Source organism: Stenotrophomonas sp. YJH_SMC_69 (assembly GCF_059370495.1).
Map to the genome: position 1 here is coordinate 273686 of NZ_JCAFTS010000003.1, position 15735 is coordinate 289420.

At 68.0% G+C, this 15735-nt stretch carries 15 protein-coding genes; 9 read left to right on the forward strand and 6 right to left on the reverse strand.

Annotated elements, in window-relative coordinates; genetic code table 11:
- The first annotated feature begins 91 nt into the window (after positions 1 to 91).
- From AC5P8F_RS06835 to AC5P8F_RS06845, 3 genes are all read left to right on the forward strand, one after another.
- Positions 92 to 862: an RNA methyltransferase gene (locus AC5P8F_RS06835; RefSeq protein ID WP_032956141.1), complete on the forward strand. Its 771-nt coding sequence runs from the start codon at positions 92 to 94 to the stop codon at positions 860 to 862.
- A gap of 103 nt (positions 863 to 965) precedes the next feature.
- Complete coding sequence (locus AC5P8F_RS06840; protein ID WP_495227776.1) at positions 966 to 1841, forward strand: phosphate/phosphite/phosphonate ABC transporter substrate-binding protein; 876 nt, start codon at positions 966 to 968, stop codon at positions 1839 to 1841.
- Positions 1838 to 3964 carry a putative bifunctional diguanylate cyclase/phosphodiesterase gene (locus tag AC5P8F_RS06845; protein ID WP_014647803.1) on the forward strand — a complete coding sequence of 709 codons (2127 nt, stop codon included), beginning with the start codon at positions 1838 to 1840 and terminating at the stop codon, positions 3962 to 3964. The genes AC5P8F_RS06840 and AC5P8F_RS06845 overlap by 4 nt, the downstream gene beginning before the upstream one ends.
- 67 nt (positions 3965 to 4031) lie before the next feature.
- On the opposite strand, the gene epmB is transcribed toward AC5P8F_RS06845, so the two are convergent.
- Entirely contained in the window at positions 4032 to 5072 is a 1041-nt protein-coding gene (gene epmB, locus AC5P8F_RS06850; RefSeq protein ID WP_126411185.1) for an EF-P beta-lysylation protein EpmB, read from the reverse strand.
- Positions 5073 to 5168: 96 nt separating this feature from the next.
- On the opposite strand from epmB, the gene efp reads away from it, so the two are divergent.
- The 5 genes from efp (at position 5169) to AC5P8F_RS06875 (ending at position 9436) form a co-directional block, all read left to right on the forward strand.
- Positions 5169 to 5735 carry an elongation factor P gene (gene efp / locus AC5P8F_RS06855; RefSeq protein ID WP_005410381.1) on the forward strand — a complete coding sequence of 189 codons (567 nt, stop codon included), beginning with the start codon at positions 5169 to 5171 and terminating at the stop codon, positions 5733 to 5735.
- A 206-nt stretch (positions 5736 to 5941) separates the two neighbouring features.
- A complete protein-coding gene (locus AC5P8F_RS06860; protein WP_014647801.1) occupies positions 5942 to 7285 on the forward strand; it encodes a TRZ/ATZ family hydrolase in 1344 nt (447 codons plus the stop codon).
- A 26-nt stretch (positions 7286 to 7311) separates the two neighbouring features.
- Complete coding sequence (gene ubiG, locus AC5P8F_RS06865; RefSeq protein ID WP_014647800.1) at positions 7312 to 8028, forward strand: bifunctional 2-polyprenyl-6-hydroxyphenol methylase/3-demethylubiquinol 3-O-methyltransferase UbiG; 717 nt, start codon at positions 7312 to 7314, stop codon at positions 8026 to 8028.
- Positions 8025 to 8720 carry a phosphoglycolate phosphatase gene (locus AC5P8F_RS06870; protein ID WP_014647799.1) on the forward strand — a complete coding sequence of 232 codons (696 nt, stop codon included), beginning with the start codon at positions 8025 to 8027 and terminating at the stop codon, positions 8718 to 8720. The genes ubiG and AC5P8F_RS06870 overlap by 4 nt, the downstream gene beginning before the upstream one ends.
- Before the next feature lie 11 nt (positions 8721 to 8731).
- On the forward strand, positions 8732 to 9436 hold the full coding sequence (locus AC5P8F_RS06875) for a squalene/phytoene synthase family protein (RefSeq protein ID WP_014647798.1): 705 nt from the start codon (positions 8732 to 8734) through the stop codon (positions 9434 to 9436).
- Between the two features lie 89 nt (positions 9437 to 9525).
- Here AC5P8F_RS06875 and AC5P8F_RS06880 read toward each other — a convergent pair whose 3' ends face one another.
- From AC5P8F_RS06880 to yidD, 3 genes are read right to left on the reverse strand one after another with little or no spacing between them, the layout of a single operon-like run.
- A complete protein-coding gene (locus AC5P8F_RS06880) occupies positions 9526 to 10371 on the reverse strand; it encodes a M23 family metallopeptidase (protein ID WP_262224492.1) in 846 nt (281 codons plus the stop codon).
- On the reverse strand, positions 10371 to 11717 hold the full coding sequence (locus tag AC5P8F_RS06885) for a dihydroorotase (protein WP_014647796.1): 1347 nt from the start codon (positions 11715 to 11717) through the stop codon (positions 10371 to 10373). The genes AC5P8F_RS06880 and AC5P8F_RS06885 overlap by 1 nt, the downstream gene beginning before the upstream one ends.
- A 1-nt stretch (position 11718) precedes the next feature.
- The gene (gene yidD / locus AC5P8F_RS06890) at positions 11719 to 11973 is read right to left on the reverse strand and encodes a membrane protein insertion efficiency factor YidD (RefSeq protein WP_014037867.1); all 255 of its coding nucleotides are present in this window, start codon (positions 11971 to 11973) and stop codon (positions 11719 to 11721) included.
- A 271-nt stretch (positions 11974 to 12244) separates the two neighbouring features.
- Between yidD and dksA the strand changes: the two genes are divergently transcribed.
- On the forward strand, positions 12245 to 13471 hold the full coding sequence (gene dksA, locus AC5P8F_RS06895) for an RNA polymerase-binding protein DksA (RefSeq protein ID WP_495227779.1): 1227 nt from the start codon (positions 12245 to 12247) through the stop codon (positions 13469 to 13471).
- A gap of 552 nt (positions 13472 to 14023) precedes the next feature.
- Here dksA and AC5P8F_RS06900 read toward each other — a convergent pair.
- Both AC5P8F_RS06900 and AC5P8F_RS06905 read right to left on the reverse strand, forming a co-directional pair.
- Positions 14024 to 15271, reverse strand: a complete 1248-nt coding sequence (locus tag AC5P8F_RS06900) for an MFS transporter (RefSeq protein WP_495227781.1) — start codon at positions 15269 to 15271, stop codon at positions 14024 to 14026.
- Positions 15268 to 15720 carry a SufE family protein gene (locus AC5P8F_RS06905; protein WP_014647792.1) on the reverse strand — a complete coding sequence of 151 codons (453 nt, stop codon included), beginning with the start codon at positions 15718 to 15720 and terminating at the stop codon, positions 15268 to 15270. Before AC5P8F_RS06905 ends, AC5P8F_RS06900 begins: the two co-directional genes overlap by 4 nt.
- Positions 15721 to 15735: the final 15 nt, after the last annotated feature.

Below are 15735 nucleotides of genomic sequence, written 5' to 3' on the forward strand. Positions count from 1 at the left end.
TGGACTGGCGGGGGAAAAGAGCGGGTCCGGCGCAGTGGCCGGCCGCACAGTTTACCATTGGTCATCGTCCAGCTCGACCTTTTCCCTGTTCATGTCCCAGTTTCCCGCCGCCACCCGCCTCCGATTCGTCCTGGTCGGTACCCAGCACCCCGGCAACATGGGCGCTGCCGCCCGTGCCCTGAAGACCATGGGCCTGGCCCGCCTGGTGCTGGTCGCCCCCGAAAAACCGCTGGACGAGGAGGCTTTCCGCCGCTCGGCCGGTGCCGAAGACGTGCTGGGGGACGCCCCGGTGGTGGCCACCCTGGCCGAGGCCGTGGCCGATTGCCGACTGGTGCTGGGCTGCACCGCCCGTGCCCGCCGCGTCCAGCTGGAGGAGTACCTGCCGGCCGATGCCGCCGCCCGTGCGGTGGCCAAGGCGGGCGAGGGCGCCGAGGTGGCGCTGGTGTTCGGTCGCGAGCGCACCGGGCTGACCAACGAGGAACTGCAGCTCTGCCATGCGGCGGTGCATATTCCATCCGACCCGGCGTTCAGCTCGCTCAACCTGGCAGCTGCGGTGCAGGTGCTGGCCTATGAAACGCGCATGCAGCTGCTGGGCGCGCAGCCGGCCGCCGACGCCGAGCCGGGTTTCCGCGAACAGGCCGCCAGCCATGAGCAGATGGAGAGCTTCTTCGCCCAGCTCGGCGACACCTTGGACGAGATCGATTTCCACAAGGGCCGCGCACCGGAATCAGCGATGCGCAAGCTGCGCCGCCTGTTCCTGCGCAGCGAGCCGAGCGAGCAGGAAGTGCGCCTGTTGCGCGGCATCCTGGCCGACACCCAGCGCATGGCGCGACTGGCACAAGCGGGCAACAAGGACAGCTGACGACGTTCTCATTTTTTCGGGTAGTCTGTCCGGATACCCAGGGGGGATGAAGCCTGTGTCGGGTCTGCGAAGGGCAGTGCAGAGGGGACTGCTGAGCCTGGTCATGATCCTGCTGGCCGGGACGGTGCATGCAGCACCGGACCCGGTGCTGGTGCTGGGCCGGATCAGCGATGATCCCAAGGCCCATTACGAGCAGCTGCAGCCGTTGCTGGACTATGTGGTGGCACGCATGCATGACGTCGGCATCAAGGAGGGGCGGATCCTGATGGCGCGCGACCCGCAGCAGATGGCCAGCTATCTGCGGCGGGGGCGGGTCGACTGGGTCACGGAAACGTCGGGTACGGCAGTGGCACTCGGCCAGCGCAGTGGCGCGCGGCCGTTGTTGCTGACCGAGCGCAATGGTGTGCGTGAGTACCAGACCGTGTTCTTCGTGCGCCGCGACAGTCCGGTCCAGCGCATCCAGGATATGCGTGGGCATCGCCTGGCGTTGCAGAACACGGCGTCCACCAGTGCCTACCTGGTGCCGGTGATGACGCTGCTGCAGGAGGGGCTGGCGCCGCAGATCCTGGCCGGCGTATGGGACATGCCGGGCCGGGACAGTGTGGGGTATGTGTTCGCGCGCAGCGAGTTGAACATCGCTACGTTCGTGCACAAGGGCGTGGTTGACGTGGGGGCGGTGAGCAGCGTGGACTGGAACGACGAGCGAAGGATGCCGGCGGCATTCCGGCGCGACTTCCGCGAGCTGCTGCGCACCAGGCCCTACCCGCGGGCGGTGGAGATGGTGCGCGCCGACCTCGACCCGCGGGTGCGTGACCGGCTGCAGGACGTCCTGCTGCAGGCGGCCAGTGACCCGCAGGCGCAGGGGGCGTTGCATCGGTTTTTCGGTACTTCCGGTTTCCACCGCGTCGATGCGCATGCGCAGCAGCGGCTGGTTGAATTGAAACAAGGATTGACGCGCGTGCGGATGGAAGTGGAATGAAGTGGCTCGGCTCGGGAATGCAGGCCCGGTTCCTGCTCGCGATGGGCGGGGCGATGGTCGTGGTGGTGGCGATCCTGGCAGTGTTGCTGGGGCGGCAGGCGGCGATGCAGGGCGAGGTGCGCAACCTCAGTGGTGGCGTCATCCATGAACTGTTCGACCGCAGCGTGCGCAGCCGCGGCGAAGCGATGGCGCGCGAGCTGTCCGACGCGCTGGCCAACCCGTTGTACTACCGCGACCTGGACCAGGTCGGTGCGCTGGTGCGCAGCACCGCACGGCAGCCGGTCGTGCGCTATGTGCTGGTGTTCGACGACCGTGGCCGGCTGGTGCATGACGGCTCGATCGAGGTGTCCGGCTTCGGCCAGCCGATGGCCGACCCGCTCGCTCCCAAGGCCGCGGTGGCGCAGGCGCTGGTGGTGCAGGAATCGCCCAAGGTGCTCGACAACACCATGCCGATCATGGTCGGCAACCAGCGCATCGGCGGCGTCCGCGTCGGCATGGCGCTGGACGAGGTGCAGCAGCGCGAACAGGCAGCCAATGCCACGCTCGGCGAGCGCCTGCAGCAGGTCGGCAGCCGCCACCTGGGCTGGCTGCTGCTGATGCTGGGCCTGCTGGTGGTGATCGGCGTGGCGGTGATCCTGTACGTGCAGCGCACCCTGGTGGCGCCGATCCGGGACCTGGCCGCTGCGGCACGCCGCATCGAGGCTGGCGACTACCAGGCGCCGCTGGCCGAGAACACCCGCAATGACGAGGTCGGCGAGCTGGTGCGCGGCTTTGCCCGGATGCGCGATTCCATCGCCCGCCATGACCGCGAGGTGCGGCGCATGGCCTATACCGATGCGCTGACCGGGTTGACCAACCGGCTGGCGTTCCGGGAAGCACTGGACCATCGCCTGATGGCGGCGCGCGCATCCAATCATCGGCTGGGCCTGCTGTTCGCCGATATCGACGACTTCAAGCGCGTCAACGATACCCTCGGCCACGAGGCCGGTGACGAAGCGCTGTTGCAGTTCGCACAGCGCATCGGGCGCGCGGTCGCCGAAGCGGGAGGCGATGAGGCGCTGCTGGCCCGCTTCGGCGGCGACGAGTTCGTGATCCTGGTCGGCGATGGCGACGTGGCCGCGAACGCCCGGCTGCTGGCCGAGGTGCTGGTGCGCGAACTGGGCAAGCCGCTGGTGGTACAGGGCAGGGAGCTGTTCCTGGGGACCTCGATCGGCGTGACCCTGTTCCCGGACGATGCCGCCGATGCGACGACGCTGCTGAAGAACGGCGACATCGCCATGTACCAGGCGAAGATGGCCGGCAAGAACTGCTACCGCCATTACAGCCGGGCGATGGACCATGCGGTCGAGCGCCGCGTGCACATGGAGCAGGAGCTGCGCGGGGCCTGGGAGCGCGGCGAGCTGCGCCTGGCCTACCAGCCGATCTTCCGCATGCGCGACCGGCGCATGGTGGGCGTCGAAGTGCTGCTGCGCTGGCAGCATCCGACCCTGGGCACGATTCCGCCGTCGGTGTTCATCGAAGTGGCCGAGCAGAGTGGACTGATCGAGATCATCGGCCCGAAGGTGCTGCGTGCGGCCTGCATGGAAGCCTCGCAGTGGCCACGGGGTGCGGGCGGCGACGATCTGTTCGTGTCGGTGAACGTATCACCGCGGCAGCTGCGCGGCGGCGAGCTGCCGGCGCTGGTTGCACAGTGCCTGCATGAGTCCGGGCTACCGGCCTCGCGCCTGCACCTGGAGCTGACCGAAACCGCAGTGATCGGCGACGAGATGGTTGCCGCGCAGCTGCTGGACAAGCTGCACCGCACCGGCGTGAAGGTCTGGCTGGATGATTTCGGAACGGGCTTCTCCGGTCTCAGTCACCTGCGCCAGGTGCCGGTGGACGGCGTGAAGATCGACAAGAGTTTCGTGGCCGACATGCAGCGCGATCCCGACGATCTGGCACTGACCACGGCCATCATCGCCATGGCCCACGCGCTGGGCATCACGGTGGTGGCCGAAGGCATCGAGCAGCAGGCGCAGTTCGAACTGCTGGTGCAGCGCGGCTGCGATCTTGGCCAGGGCTACTGGCTGAGCCACCCGGTGACCGCCACCGAAGTGGTGCGGATGATCGAATCGGGTCTCTGACCGACGGTTGTTGTGTCGGGGTCAGATCCCTTTTCCGCAGGAAAAAGGGATCTGACCCCCTGCGGAATTACAGCGGGCGCTTGCTCGGGTCGCCGGGCAGTTCGCGCACCAGCTTGGGGATCAGGTAGCCGGACAGGCGCGCGGTCAGGCCGGCAATCAGCGCCTTGGCCTGGCTGTCGTCCACTTCGAAGTGGGCCACGCCCTCGACCCGGTCCAGCTGGTGCAGGTAATAGGGCAGCACGCCGGCGGCGAAGCTGCGCTCGCTCAGGTCCTGCAGGGCCCGCACGCTGTCGTTGACCCCGCGCAGCAGGACGGCCTGGTTCAGCAGCTGGGCGCCGACGCCGCGCAGGCGGCTCATCGCAGCGTCCACGCTGGCGTCGAACTCATTGGCATGGTTGGCGTGGACCACGATCGCCAGCGGCCACGGCAGGCTGCCCAGCCAGGCCAGCAGCTCCTCGTCCACGCGCTCCGGCAGCACGATCGGCAGCCGGGTGTGGATGCGCAGGCGGCGGATGTGCGGGATCGCGCGCAGCGCATCGGTCAGCTCGGCCAGCTTGTGCGTGGCCAGTGACAGCGGGTCGCCGCCGGACAGGATGACCTCGTCGATGTCCGGGTCGGCCGCGATGGCCGCTACGGCCTCCTGCCAGCCGCCCTTGGCGGCGTTTTCCGCGGCATAGTCGAAGTGGCGGCGGAAGCAGTAGCGGCAGTTGATCGCGCAACTGCCGGTGGCGACCAGCAGGGCGCGTCCACGGTACTTCTGGATGACGCCGGTGGCCTTCCTGGCGGCACCATCACCCACCGCATCGAAACTGAACCCGGGTGCCGGGCGCATTTCCTCGTCGACGGGCAGCACCTGGCGCAGCAGCGGGTCGGCCGCGTCGCCCACGCGCATGCGCGCCACGAAGCCCTCCGGCACGCGCAGCGCGAACTGGGCAATGGCCGCCTCCGAGACACCCAGCGCGGCCGGGTCCAGCTGCAGCCGGGCCAGCAGGGCGTGCGGGTCGCGCAGCGCCTGGCGCCAGAGCTGCTGCCAGCGCGCGGGCGCGCCTGGCGACTGGGGCCGGGGGAAGGCGGAAAGCTGCATGGAGAGGGGGCCTGCGGTTATCATGGGGGCAGAAAAACAGTCGCCCACCGGCACCCGGTGGGCTTTCCATTCTAACGGCTCGCCGCACCCGCGGCGTTTTTGCCACTCAGGAGTTTACGCATGGCCAGCTACGGCATGAACGACGTCAAGAACGGGATGAAGATCCTGGTCAACAACCAACCGGCCGTCATCATCGACACCGAATACGTCAAGCCGGGCAAGGGCCAGGCCTTCACCCGCGTGAAGTACCGCCTGATCAAGGACGGCCGTACCCAGGAAGTGACCATGAAGTCGACCGACTCGCTGGATGCAGCCGACGTCGTCGATACCGACATGAACTTCATGTACAGCGACGGTGAGTACTGGCACTTCATGGACCCGGAATCCTTCGAGCAGGTCCAGGCCACCAAGGCCGGCATGGGCGGCGCCGAAAAGTGGCTGAAGGGCGAAGAGTCCTGCGTGGTCACCCTGTGGAACGGTGAGCCGATCTTCGTGCAGCCGCCGAACTTCGTCGAACTGAAGATCACCGAAACCGATCCGGGCGTCCGTGGCGACACCTCGGGCGGCGGCGGCAAGCCGGCCACCCTGGAAACCGGCGCCGTGGTCCGCGTGCCGCTGTTCGTCAACCAGGACGAAGTGATCCGCGTCGACACCCGTTCGGGCGAATACTCCGCACGCGTCAAGTAAGGTTCCGGCCATAGGCCGACCTTGCGGTAGTGCCGGCCGCTGGCCGGGTACGCGCCAGCACATTCGCGCTGGCGCTCCCATGATCTGCTTCGGCAGATCATGGGCCCCGCTTCACGGGTCTCCAGACCCCGCCGCTTCGCGGCAGCCCCTGACTCAGGGGCGTGTCCCCAGAAGTATCTCGCCGCCCCCACAGCCAGTGAGCCCGCATGAGCGATAGCCCGCACCTCCCCGAAGCCTGCGACCTGCTCATCGAAGCCGGTTACGTCGTTCCGATCGAGCCGCATGCGGTGGTGCTGGAAGACCATGCCGTTGCCGTGCGTGGCAGCGAGATCGTGGCCATCCTGCCGCGTGCCGAGGCGCGCGCACGCTTCCGCGCCACCCAGGTGGTGAGCCGACCCGAGGCTGCGCTGATGCCGGGCCTGGTCAACGCGCACACGCACAACCCGATGACCCTGCTGCGCGGCGTTGCCGACGACCTGCCGCTGATGACCTGGCTGCAGCAGCACATCTGGCCGGTGGAAGCGGCGGTGATCGGCCCCGAATTCGTTGCCGACGGTACCACCCTGGCCATCGCCGAGATGCTGCGCGGCGGCACCACCTGCGCCAACGAGAACTACTTCTTCGGCGACGTGCAGGCCGCGGTCTACAAGAAACACGGTTTCCGCGCGCTGGTGGGCGCGGTCATCATCGATTTCCCCACCGCCTGGGCCAAGACCGACGACGAGTACTTCGCCAAGGCCGGCGAACTGCACGACCAGTGGCGCACCGATCCGCTGATCGGCACCGCGTTCGCGCCGCATGCGCCTTACACGGTCAATGATGCCAACTTCGAGCGGGTACGGATGCTGTCCGACCAGCTCGACATGCAGGTGCACCTGCACACCCACGAGACCGCGCAGGAAATCAACGATTCGATCAGGCTGCACGGCCAGCGCCCGCTGGCGCGGCTGGATCGGCTCGGCCTGGTCAACGACCGCCTGATCGCGGTGCACATGACCCAGCTGACCGATGCGGAAATCCACCTGTGCGCCGAACGTGGCGTCAGCGTGGTGCATTGCCCGGAATCCAACCTGAAGCTGGCCTCCGGTTTCTGCCCGGCCTGCGCCCTGCAGCGCGCAGGCGTGAACCTGGCGATCGGTACCGATGGCTGCGCCAGCAACAACGACCTGGACATGTTCAGCGAGAACCGCACCGCGGCGATCCTGGCCAAGGCCGTGGCCGACGACGCCACTGCACTGGACGCGGCAACCACGCTGCGCGCGTCCACGCTGGGTGGCGCACGCGCGCTGGGCTTCGGCGACCGCATCGGCTCGATCGAAGTCGGCAAGCAGGCCGACCTGGTCTGCGTTGATCTGTCCGCGCTGGAAACACAGCCGCTGCACAACGTGCTGTCGCAGCTGGTGTACGCCACCGGCCGCCAGCAGGTCAGCGATGTCTGGATCGCCGGCAAGCCGAAGCTGGTGCAGCGCGAGCTGGTCGGCATGGACCTGCCGGGCATCATCGCCAACGCGCGCCAGTGGCGCGAGCGCATCCGCCATATCCGCGCCTGAACCCTGGCGCCGCAAGGACATCCCCCATGACTGCCCCCCACGCTTCCTCAAATTTCGATCAGGCCGAGCTGGACAAGTTCGCTGCGCTGGCCAACCGCTGGTGGGACGCTGACGGCCCGCAGAAGCCGCTGCATGCGCTGAATCCGGTGCGCCTGCAGTACGTGGCTGACCGCGTGCCGCTGCGCGGCGCCCGCGTGCTCGACATCGGCTGCGGTGGCGGCCTGTTGAGCGAAGCGCTGGCCCAGGCCGGTGCTGACGTCACCGCCATCGACCTGGCCCCGGAGCTGGTCAAGGTCGCGCGCCTGCATGCGCTGGAAAGCGGCGCCCAGGTCGATTACCGGGTGCAGGCGGCCGAGGATCTGGCCGCCGAGCAGCCGGGCAGCTTCGACGTGGTCACCTGCATGGAAATGCTGGAGCACGTGCCGGACCCGGGCGCGATCATCGAGGCCTGCAAGCGCCTGCTGAAGCCGGGCGGCCACCTGTTCCTGTCGACCATCAACCGCACCGCCGCCGCGTTCGCGGTGGCGATCGTCGGCGCCGAGTACGTGGCGCGCCTGCTGCCCAAGGGCACGCACCACTACCAGGAATTCATCAAGCCGGCCGAGCTGGCGCGCTGGCTGCGCGAGGCCGACCTGCAGCTGGTGGATGTCAGCGGCATGGCCTACGAGCCGTGGCGCAACCATGCCCGCCTGAGCAGCCGCACCGACATCAACTACCTGGCCTACGCGGTCAAGCCGGCATGACCGCCGCCCGCTTCCCGCGTGCGGTGCTGTTCGACCTGGACGGCACCCTGCTGGACAGCGCGCCGGACTTCGTCGCCACCTGCAACGCGATGCTGGCCGAGCGTGGTCGTGCGCCCATCGATCCGGCGGTGCTGCGCCCGGTGGTCTCCAAGGGCTCGCGCGCGATGGTCGGGGCCGCTTTCCCGGACCTGGATGCCGCTGCGCGAGATGCACTGATTCCGGAATTCCTGCAGCGCTACGAAGCGCTGATCGGCCAGCACGCGGTGCTGTTCGATGGCGTGGCCGGCATGCTTGCCGCGCTGGATGACGCCGGCACCGTGTGGGGCATCGTCACCAACAAGCCCGAGTACCTGGCGCGGCTGATCCTGCCGCAGCACGGCTGGCAGCAGCGCTGTGCAGTGCTGGTCGGCGGTGACAGCCTGGCCGAGCGCAAACCTCACCCGCTGCCGCTGCTGCACGCTGCGCAGGCCATTGGCGTTGCTGCCGAAGACTGCGTGTACGTGGGTGACGACGAGCGCGACATCATCGCCGCGCGAGCCGCGGCCATGCCGTCGGTGGCAGCCCTGTGGGGCTACCGCCTGCACAGCGACGATCCGCTGGCCTGGCAGGCCGACGTGCTGGTCGAGAACGCTGAACTTCTGCAACTGGCCAGTCTCTGGCCGACCCGGCCGGCAGCCCCGGCCCAGCCGTAAGGAATGGTGTAGTGAGCAGTACCGCGCTGGACAGTTTCCTCGACAAGTGGCGCAGCCGTTGGCCGGAATGGTCGGTGGCCGCCCCGTTCGTGGCCGAATCGCAACGCGAGCTTGCAGTGGCGTGGTTCGCGCTGCTGCAGGAGTTCGACGACATGCTCAACACCAGCGGCGATCCGCTGCCGGCCGACGCCAAGCTGGCGTGGTGGGGCGAGGAGCTGCGCAGCTGGGCGGGACATCGCTCGCGCCATCCGCTGGGCAGGCTGCTGGAGCCGGTGCGTGCGCCATGGGCCCAGTTGGCCGAAGCACTTCCGGATCTGGTTGAAGCGCGCACGGTCGCGCTGGATGCGGCCGGCGCCGGGCGCGCGCTGGCGAACTACGCCGAGGCCGTAGCCGCGGTGGAGGCGGCCTTGTTCGCTGACAAGCCGCGCACCGGCGCCGGTCGTGCGGTGCAGCTGCAGACCTTGGCGCAGCGCCTGCAGGACGCTGGCGTGGCGGGTGTGCCGCGCAGCCTGCTGGACGAGGACGCCAGCAATGCCGCACAGCGTTGGGCGCAGCATCTGTTGAAGGGGTGGGGCACCCGCGTGCCCGGCCCGCGCCCGCGCCGTGTGTGGTCCAGCCTGGCGCGTGCGCGGGTGGCGGCACAGGCCGCAGGCAAGCCGATCGAGGCCACCCCGGTGCGCACCCTGCTGCGCGTGTGGTGGGCCGCGCGCGGTTGATCCAACGTACCTGGTAGTGCCGGCCGCTGGCCGGCATCCAGCAGGGCGCGGAAGAGGATGAGGTTGCCGGCCAGCGGCCGGCACTACCGTTACTTGCGCTCCAGCACCAGCAGCGGGTCGATACGGGTCTCGAACCAGTTCATGCCCCAGTGCAGGTGCGGGCCGGTGGCACGGCCGGTGGCGCCGACCGCAGCGATCACCTGGCCCTGTTCAACCCGGTCGCCGACCTTTACGTCGATGCGCGAGAGGTGCAGGAAGTTGGAGCTGACCCCGAAGCCGTGGTCGAGCAGCAACGTGCCGCCGGTCAGGTACAGGTCCGGGCCGGCGAAGGTGACGATGCCGGCGGCCGGTGCTTTCACCGGCGTGCCGGTCGGCACCGCGATGTCCATGCCGGAATGACCGGCACCGGGCTGGCCGTTGTACACGCGGGCATTGCCGAAGCGGCCGCTGATGCGGCCCTGCACCGGCCAGATGAAGGTCTGGGTGAAGTCGGTGCGGTCGTCATCGCGGGCGCGTGCGGCGGTCACCTGCGCCTGTTCGCGCTTGATCCGCTCGGCAATCGCCGGCGGCGGGTTGACCGTCTTCGGCGGCACGCCATTGACCCGCTCTGTGGGCCAGTCGCGCGGCGTCACCGCAATGGTCGCGGTCTCGTTGCCACCATCGGGGCGCTGCACCTGCACGCGCAGCGGGCCCTTCTCGTCACGGCCGATGCCGAACACCACGCTGCCGTAGCCGCTCACCCGCAGCTGGCGACCGGCGTACTGCACGCGGCTGCCGGCGGGAACCTTGCCGATCACCAGTGCGCCCTGCGATGCACTGGTCGGGAACACCACGCGGCTGTCGATCAGGCTGCCAATGCCATCCTGCGCCTGCGCCGCGGGTACGGAAAACAGGGGCGCGGCCAGCAGCGACCCGATCAGAAGTGCCGAGCGCATCAGCGGTCGTAGGTCATGCGCTGGCCGGCGGGTTCGCCCACCAGGTTGCTGCCGTCCCACACCAGCTGGCCGTTGACCCAGGTGGAGGCGACGCGCGAACGGAAGGTGGTGCCCTCAAACGGCGACCAGCCGCACTTGGACAGCACGTCCTCGCGCTTGACCGTGAACGGCACGTCTTCGACCAGGACCAGATCGGCGAAGTAGCCTTCGCGCAGGAAACCACGTTCTTCCACGTCGAACAGCTGCGCCGGGGCGTGGGCGAACTTCTGCACCACCTGCTCGCGGGTCAGCTTGCCTTCGTGCACGCGCTCCAGCGCGGCCACCAGCGCGTACTGCACCAGTGGCAGGCCGGAGGGGGCCTGCGCGTAGGGCTTCTGCTTCTCTTCCCAGGTGTGCGGCGCGTGGTCGGTAGCCAGCACGTCCAGCACGTCGTCGGCCAGCGCAGCGGTGATCGCCTCGCGGTCGGACACTTCCTTGATGGCCGGGTTGCACTTGATCAGGTTGCCCTTGGTCGCATAGTCCGGGCGCGCGAAGTGCAGGAAGTGCACGCAGGTTTCAGCGGTGATCTGCTTGCGGCTGCCATCGGCGCGGATCAGCGGGCCCTTCTCGAACAGCGCCAGTTCATCGGCGGTGGAGATGTGCAGCACGTGCAGGCGGGTGCCGTGTTTGCGCGCCAGCGACATCGCCAGGCGGGTCGACTTGATGCAGGCTTCGCGCGAGCGGATGTCCGGGTGCATGTCCGGGGTCAGCGCATCGCCGTACTTTTCCTGGAAGGCCTTCAGGTTGGCATCGATCATCGGCGTGTCTTCGCAGTGCGTGATGATCGGGGTCGGGCATTCGCGGAAGATCGCGTCCAGCGTTTCGGGGTTGTCGACCAGCATGTTGCCGGTCGAAGCACCCATGAACACCTTCACGCCTGGCGCCTTCTTCGGGTCCAGCGCACGGATGGCGTCCAGGTTGTCATTGCTGGCGCCGTGGTAGAAGCCGTAGTTGGCCCAGGCGCGGCCGCGCGCGAGCTCGTACTTGGCTTCCAGGATGGTCGAATCCAGCGTCGGCGGGTTGGTGTTGGGCATGTCCATGAAGCTGGTCAGGCCACCGGCCACGGCCGCCGCCGATTCGCTGGCGATGTCGCCCTTGTGGGTCAGGCCCGGTTCGCGGAAGTGCACCTGGTCATCGATCATGCCCGGGAGCAGCCAGCGCCCGGCCGCGTCCACCACCTGCTCGCCGTCGCGCGGCGCCAGCCCGTTGCCGATCTGCGCGATGCGGCCGTTCTCGATGCGCAGGTCGCCGTCGAAGGTGCGGCCTTCGTTGACCATGCGGGCATTGGTGATGAGGGTGGAGGACATGTCAATGTTTTCCTGTGCAACGGCAAGAGGGGGCGTTGGGGGACTCGGGCACGGGGTCGAAGCCGCCGGGATGGAACGGGTGGCAGCGGCCCAGCCTGCGCGCAGCCAGCCAGCTGCCGCGCAGCGGGCCGTGCCGCGAGATCGCGTCCATCGCGTATTCAGAACAGCTCGGCACGAAACGGCAGCGGGGCCCCAGCAAGGGGCTGATGAAGCGCTTGTAGAAGCGCAGCAGGGCGATGAGCAGGCGCGAGATCACCCAGTCATCTTATGCCAGTTGGCATGAAGGCCGCATTTGTGCAGGATGGGCCGTTGGTCGCATGTCGCCGATGGCCTGCGACCGGTACCAGCACCGTCGGGTGCTGGCCAGGTTCCGTACCGCGCAAGGCGGTCCGTGTTCGTCGGACTGCCCATTGGGCGCCTTGGCTCCAGGACTGAATGGAGCAGGGTGCCGAGGTTGCTGCTGCGGGTCGGGTAGGCTATAAAGGCCCGCTTTCCCGGGCCCCGGGGAATCCAAGGAAGAGCGTTTCGTGGCTGCTAAAAAAACTGCAAAGAAGGCCGCAACGGCCGCCAAGAAAACCGCCAAGCCTGTTGTGAAGAAGTTGGCGGCAAAGCCCGTTGCCAAGAAGCCGGCGAGCAAGCCGGCGACCAAGGCAGCGTCCTCGCAACCGGCGGCCAGGAAGGCCACCGCAAAGAAAACGCCGGTCAAGGCAACCAAGCCGGTGGCGAAGAAAGCCGCTGCGCCCGCCAAGGCCAAGCCAGCCGCTGCCAGCAAGAAGGCGCCGGTGAAAAAGGCCGTCAGCAAGGCTGCGCCGGTGAAGAAGACCGTCGCCAAGCCGGTGGTCAAGAAGGCAGCAGCCAAGCCGGCGCCGAAGGCGGTGGTGAAGAAGGCTGCAGCCAAGCCGGTCGCCAAGCCGGCGGCAAAGAAGGTCGCTGCGGCCAAGCCGGTCGCCACGCCTGCCGCTGCAAAGAAGGTTGCCAAGAATGTTGCCGCACCGGCCGTAAAGCCGGCCCCGGCCCCAGTAGTGAAGTCCGCACCGAAGCCTGCTGCCAAGCCGGCTCCGGCCAAGCCTGTCCCGGCCAAGACCGTGGCAGTGGCAGCAGCCCAACCGGCCTCCAAGCCGGCCCCGGCCGCCGCTCCTGCCGCTTCGAAGGCCCCGCAATCCAAGAATCCCGTGCCCGTTTCGAAATCGCCTGCCAAAACCGCCGTGAAATCCGATTCCGTCCCGAAGACCGTGTCGCGCCCTGTCGGCAAGGTTGCCGTGGCCGTCGCCGCCCGCTCGGCAGCACCGGCCCCGCGCAGCAAGTACAAGGTGGTCGAATACAAGACCGACGAGGCCACCGGCCGCCCGATCCTGCCGGCTGGCTACAAGCCGTCCTCGGAAGAGGAATACATGAGCCCGCTGCAGCAGGAGTATTTCCGCCAGCGCCTGCAGAACTGGCGCGCGGACCTGGTGGAAGAGTCCAAGCAGACCATCGAGAACCTGCGCGAGGAAGTGCGTGACATCGGCGACGAAGCCGAGCGCGCGACCCGCGAAACCGAGAACTCGCTGGAACTGCGTACCCGCGACCGCTACCGCAAGCTGATCGGCAAGATCGACAGCACCCTGAAGCGCCTGGAAGCGGGCGACTACGGTTACTGCGTCGACACCGGCGAAGAAATCGGCCTGGAGCGCCTGGAGGCGCGCCTGACCGCCGAGCGCACCATCGATGCCCAGGAGCGTTGGGAGCATCTGCAGAAGCAGCAGGGCGACTGATTCCTGATCGTTGTCTGGTCATGCAGAAAACCCGGCTTCGGCCGGGTTTTTTGTTGGGTTCGAGTTGGCTGTGTAGAGCGCCTTCCGGGTATCGGGTGGAGCCTGCGGGTGGGTCCGATGTAGAGCCGAGCCCACGCTCGGCTCAGGCCGAAGCCGGAGGGCAAGGAGGAGCAAAAGCAAAAGCAAAAGCAAAGGCAGCCAAGCATGGCTTGGCTCTATCAGGAGCGGTCATGCGTGCGCTCGCGGCTGTTGGGTCCGCCTTGTAGCGAGCCGAGCACCGCAGGGGAATCAGGGGCGAAGAGGCGGCTCTATCCTGTAGAGCCGACTGCTGGTCGGCTGGCTCTCCGCGCCGTCCCCTGATTCACCGAGGAGCACAGGGCACCGGCGCGCAGCGCCGGCTCGCGGATGGCGGCGTGTTTCTTTGGTTACTTTTCTTTTCGCGCGAAAAGAAACGTGACACCCCACCGCGGTCGCGGAAAGAGCCCGCCGGGCATGGCCCGGCGCGTGGGCGCACGGAAATACGCAGCCGAGCATGGGCTCGGCTCTACAGGCTCACTGCAGGTCGCGAAGATTCAACTTCCGCAGCGTCGGGTTCTTCCACGCGGTGATCCCGGCCACGCTCAGCACCGCGAACCCGCCCAGCACCACGGCCGGTACCAGGCCGAGCAGCTTCGCCATCGTGCCGGCATAGAACGCGCCCAGCTCGTTGGACGAACTGATGAAGATGCCGTTGATCGACGATACGCGACCGCGCATTTCTTCCGGCGTGGCCAGCTGCAGGATGGTCGAGCGGATCACCACCGAGACGCCATCGAAGGCGCCGTAGAACAGCAGGATCAGCGCCGACAGCCAGAAGTGCTGCGACAGCCCGAAGCTGATCACGCACAGGCCGAAGCCGGCCACCGCGAACAGCAGCACGCGGCCGGCATTGCGGTGCAGCGGGTGGCGGGCCAGCCACAGGCCCACGCACACCGAGCCCAGCGCCGGCATCGCGCGCAGGATGCCCAGGCCTTCCGGGCCGTGGTGCAGGATTTCGTGCAGGAACGCCGGCAGCATCGCCACCACGCCGCCCAGCAGCACCGAGAACATGTCCAGCGCCATCGCGCCGACCATGATCCGGTTGTCGACCACGAAGCGCGCGCCTTCGGCGATGCTCTTGAAGATCGGCGCGGCAGGGCCGGTGTGCACCGGCTCCTCCACTTTCAGCGTGGCCAGACAGGCCATCGCCACCAGCGCGAAGGCGGTGGCCACCGCGTAGGACAGGCCCTTGCCACCGAAGCCGACCAGCACGCCGCCCAGTGCCGGGCCGGCGATCATGCCGGCCTGGAATACCACCGCGCCCAGGCCGGCGCCACGCGCGAACTGGTCACGGGCCAGTACGCGGGCGAACAGGGCGTTGTAGATCGGCGACAGGAAGGCGCGGACCATGCCGGTCAGCGCAATGGCTGCGTAGATCGGCCACACGCCGTCGATCGGCAGCCAGCCCATGGACACGCTGGTCAATACCAGTGCGGTGGCGATCAGTCCGCAACAGGCGACCATGCCCAGGCGGCGGCGCGGCAGGTGATCCACCAGGTAACCGGCGAACGGCGCCACGCAGAAGAACGGCAGCACCTCGGCCAAGCCGATCAGGCCCAGCGAGAACGGATTGCGGGTGACTTCGTAGATGTGCCAGCCGACGGTGACCGCGACCACCTGGTAGGACAGCATCGCGAAGATGCGGTACGCCAGCAGCCTGGCGAAACCGGGCCGGGACAGCAGGCCCAGCGCGCTGTCTTCGGCTGTGGCAGGCTCGCTCACGATGGGTCGCGCTGCAGCTGGGCCTGCGCGGTCTCGCGGATGAAGGCCAGCATCGCCGCCACGCCGTTGCTGCGGGTCGGCGAGAGGTGGCGGGCCAGGCCGATGTCCTGGATGTAGCTCGGCTCGGTGGCCAGGATCTCCTGCGCCGAGCGCCCGGAGTACACACGCAGGGCCAGGAAGATCAGGCCGGAGACAATCGCCGAATCACTGATGGCATGGAAGCGCAGCGACTGCGCGTTGCCTTCGGGCACGATCCAGACCATCGACTGGCAGCCGAGCAGGCGATGCTCTTCGGTCTTCCATTCTTCCGGGAAGGCCGGCAGCTTGCGGCCGAGGTCGATCAGGTACTGGTAGCGCTCGGACCAGTCGCCGAAGAAGCCGAATTCCTCGGCGATGGCGGCCTGTGCCTCGGCGGCGGTGGGTTCAAGCGGGAACGGGGAGTCGGTCACAACAGTCTCTACGGT

Excerpts from the sequence above, each read along its gene's own strand:
- epmB (WP_126411185.1), bottom strand. The coding sequence starts at position 5,072 with ATGATAACCGCAGGCCCCCTCTCCATGCAGCTTTCCGCCTTCCCCCGG.
- AC5P8F_RS06835 (WP_032956141.1), top strand. The coding sequence starts at position 92 with ATGTCCCAGTTTCCCGCCGCCACCCGCCTCCGATTCGTCCTGGTCGGT.
- AC5P8F_RS06845 (WP_014647803.1), top strand. The coding sequence starts at position 1,838 with ATGAAGTGGCTCGGCTCGGGAATGCAGGCCCGGTTCCTGCTCGCGATG.
- efp (WP_005410381.1), top strand. The coding sequence starts at position 5,169 with ATGGCCAGCTACGGCATGAACGACGTCAAGAACGGGATGAAGATCCTG.
- AC5P8F_RS06860 (WP_014647801.1), top strand. The coding sequence starts at position 5,942 with ATGAGCGATAGCCCGCACCTCCCCGAAGCCTGCGACCTGCTCATCGAA.
- ubiG (WP_014647800.1), top strand. The coding sequence starts at position 7,312 with ATGACTGCCCCCCACGCTTCCTCAAATTTCGATCAGGCCGAGCTGGAC.
- AC5P8F_RS06840 (WP_495227776.1), top strand. The coding sequence starts at position 966 with ATGATCCTGCTGGCCGGGACGGTGCATGCAGCACCGGACCCGGTGCTG.
- AC5P8F_RS06870 (WP_014647799.1), top strand. The coding sequence starts at position 8,025 with ATGACCGCCGCCCGCTTCCCGCGTGCGGTGCTGTTCGACCTGGACGGC.
- AC5P8F_RS06880 (WP_262224492.1), bottom strand. The coding sequence starts at position 10,371 with ATGCGCTCGGCACTTCTGATCGGGTCGCTGCTGGCCGCGCCCCTGTTT.
- AC5P8F_RS06885 (WP_014647796.1), bottom strand. The coding sequence starts at position 11,717 with ATGTCCTCCACCCTCATCACCAATGCCCGCATGGTCAACGAAGGCCGC.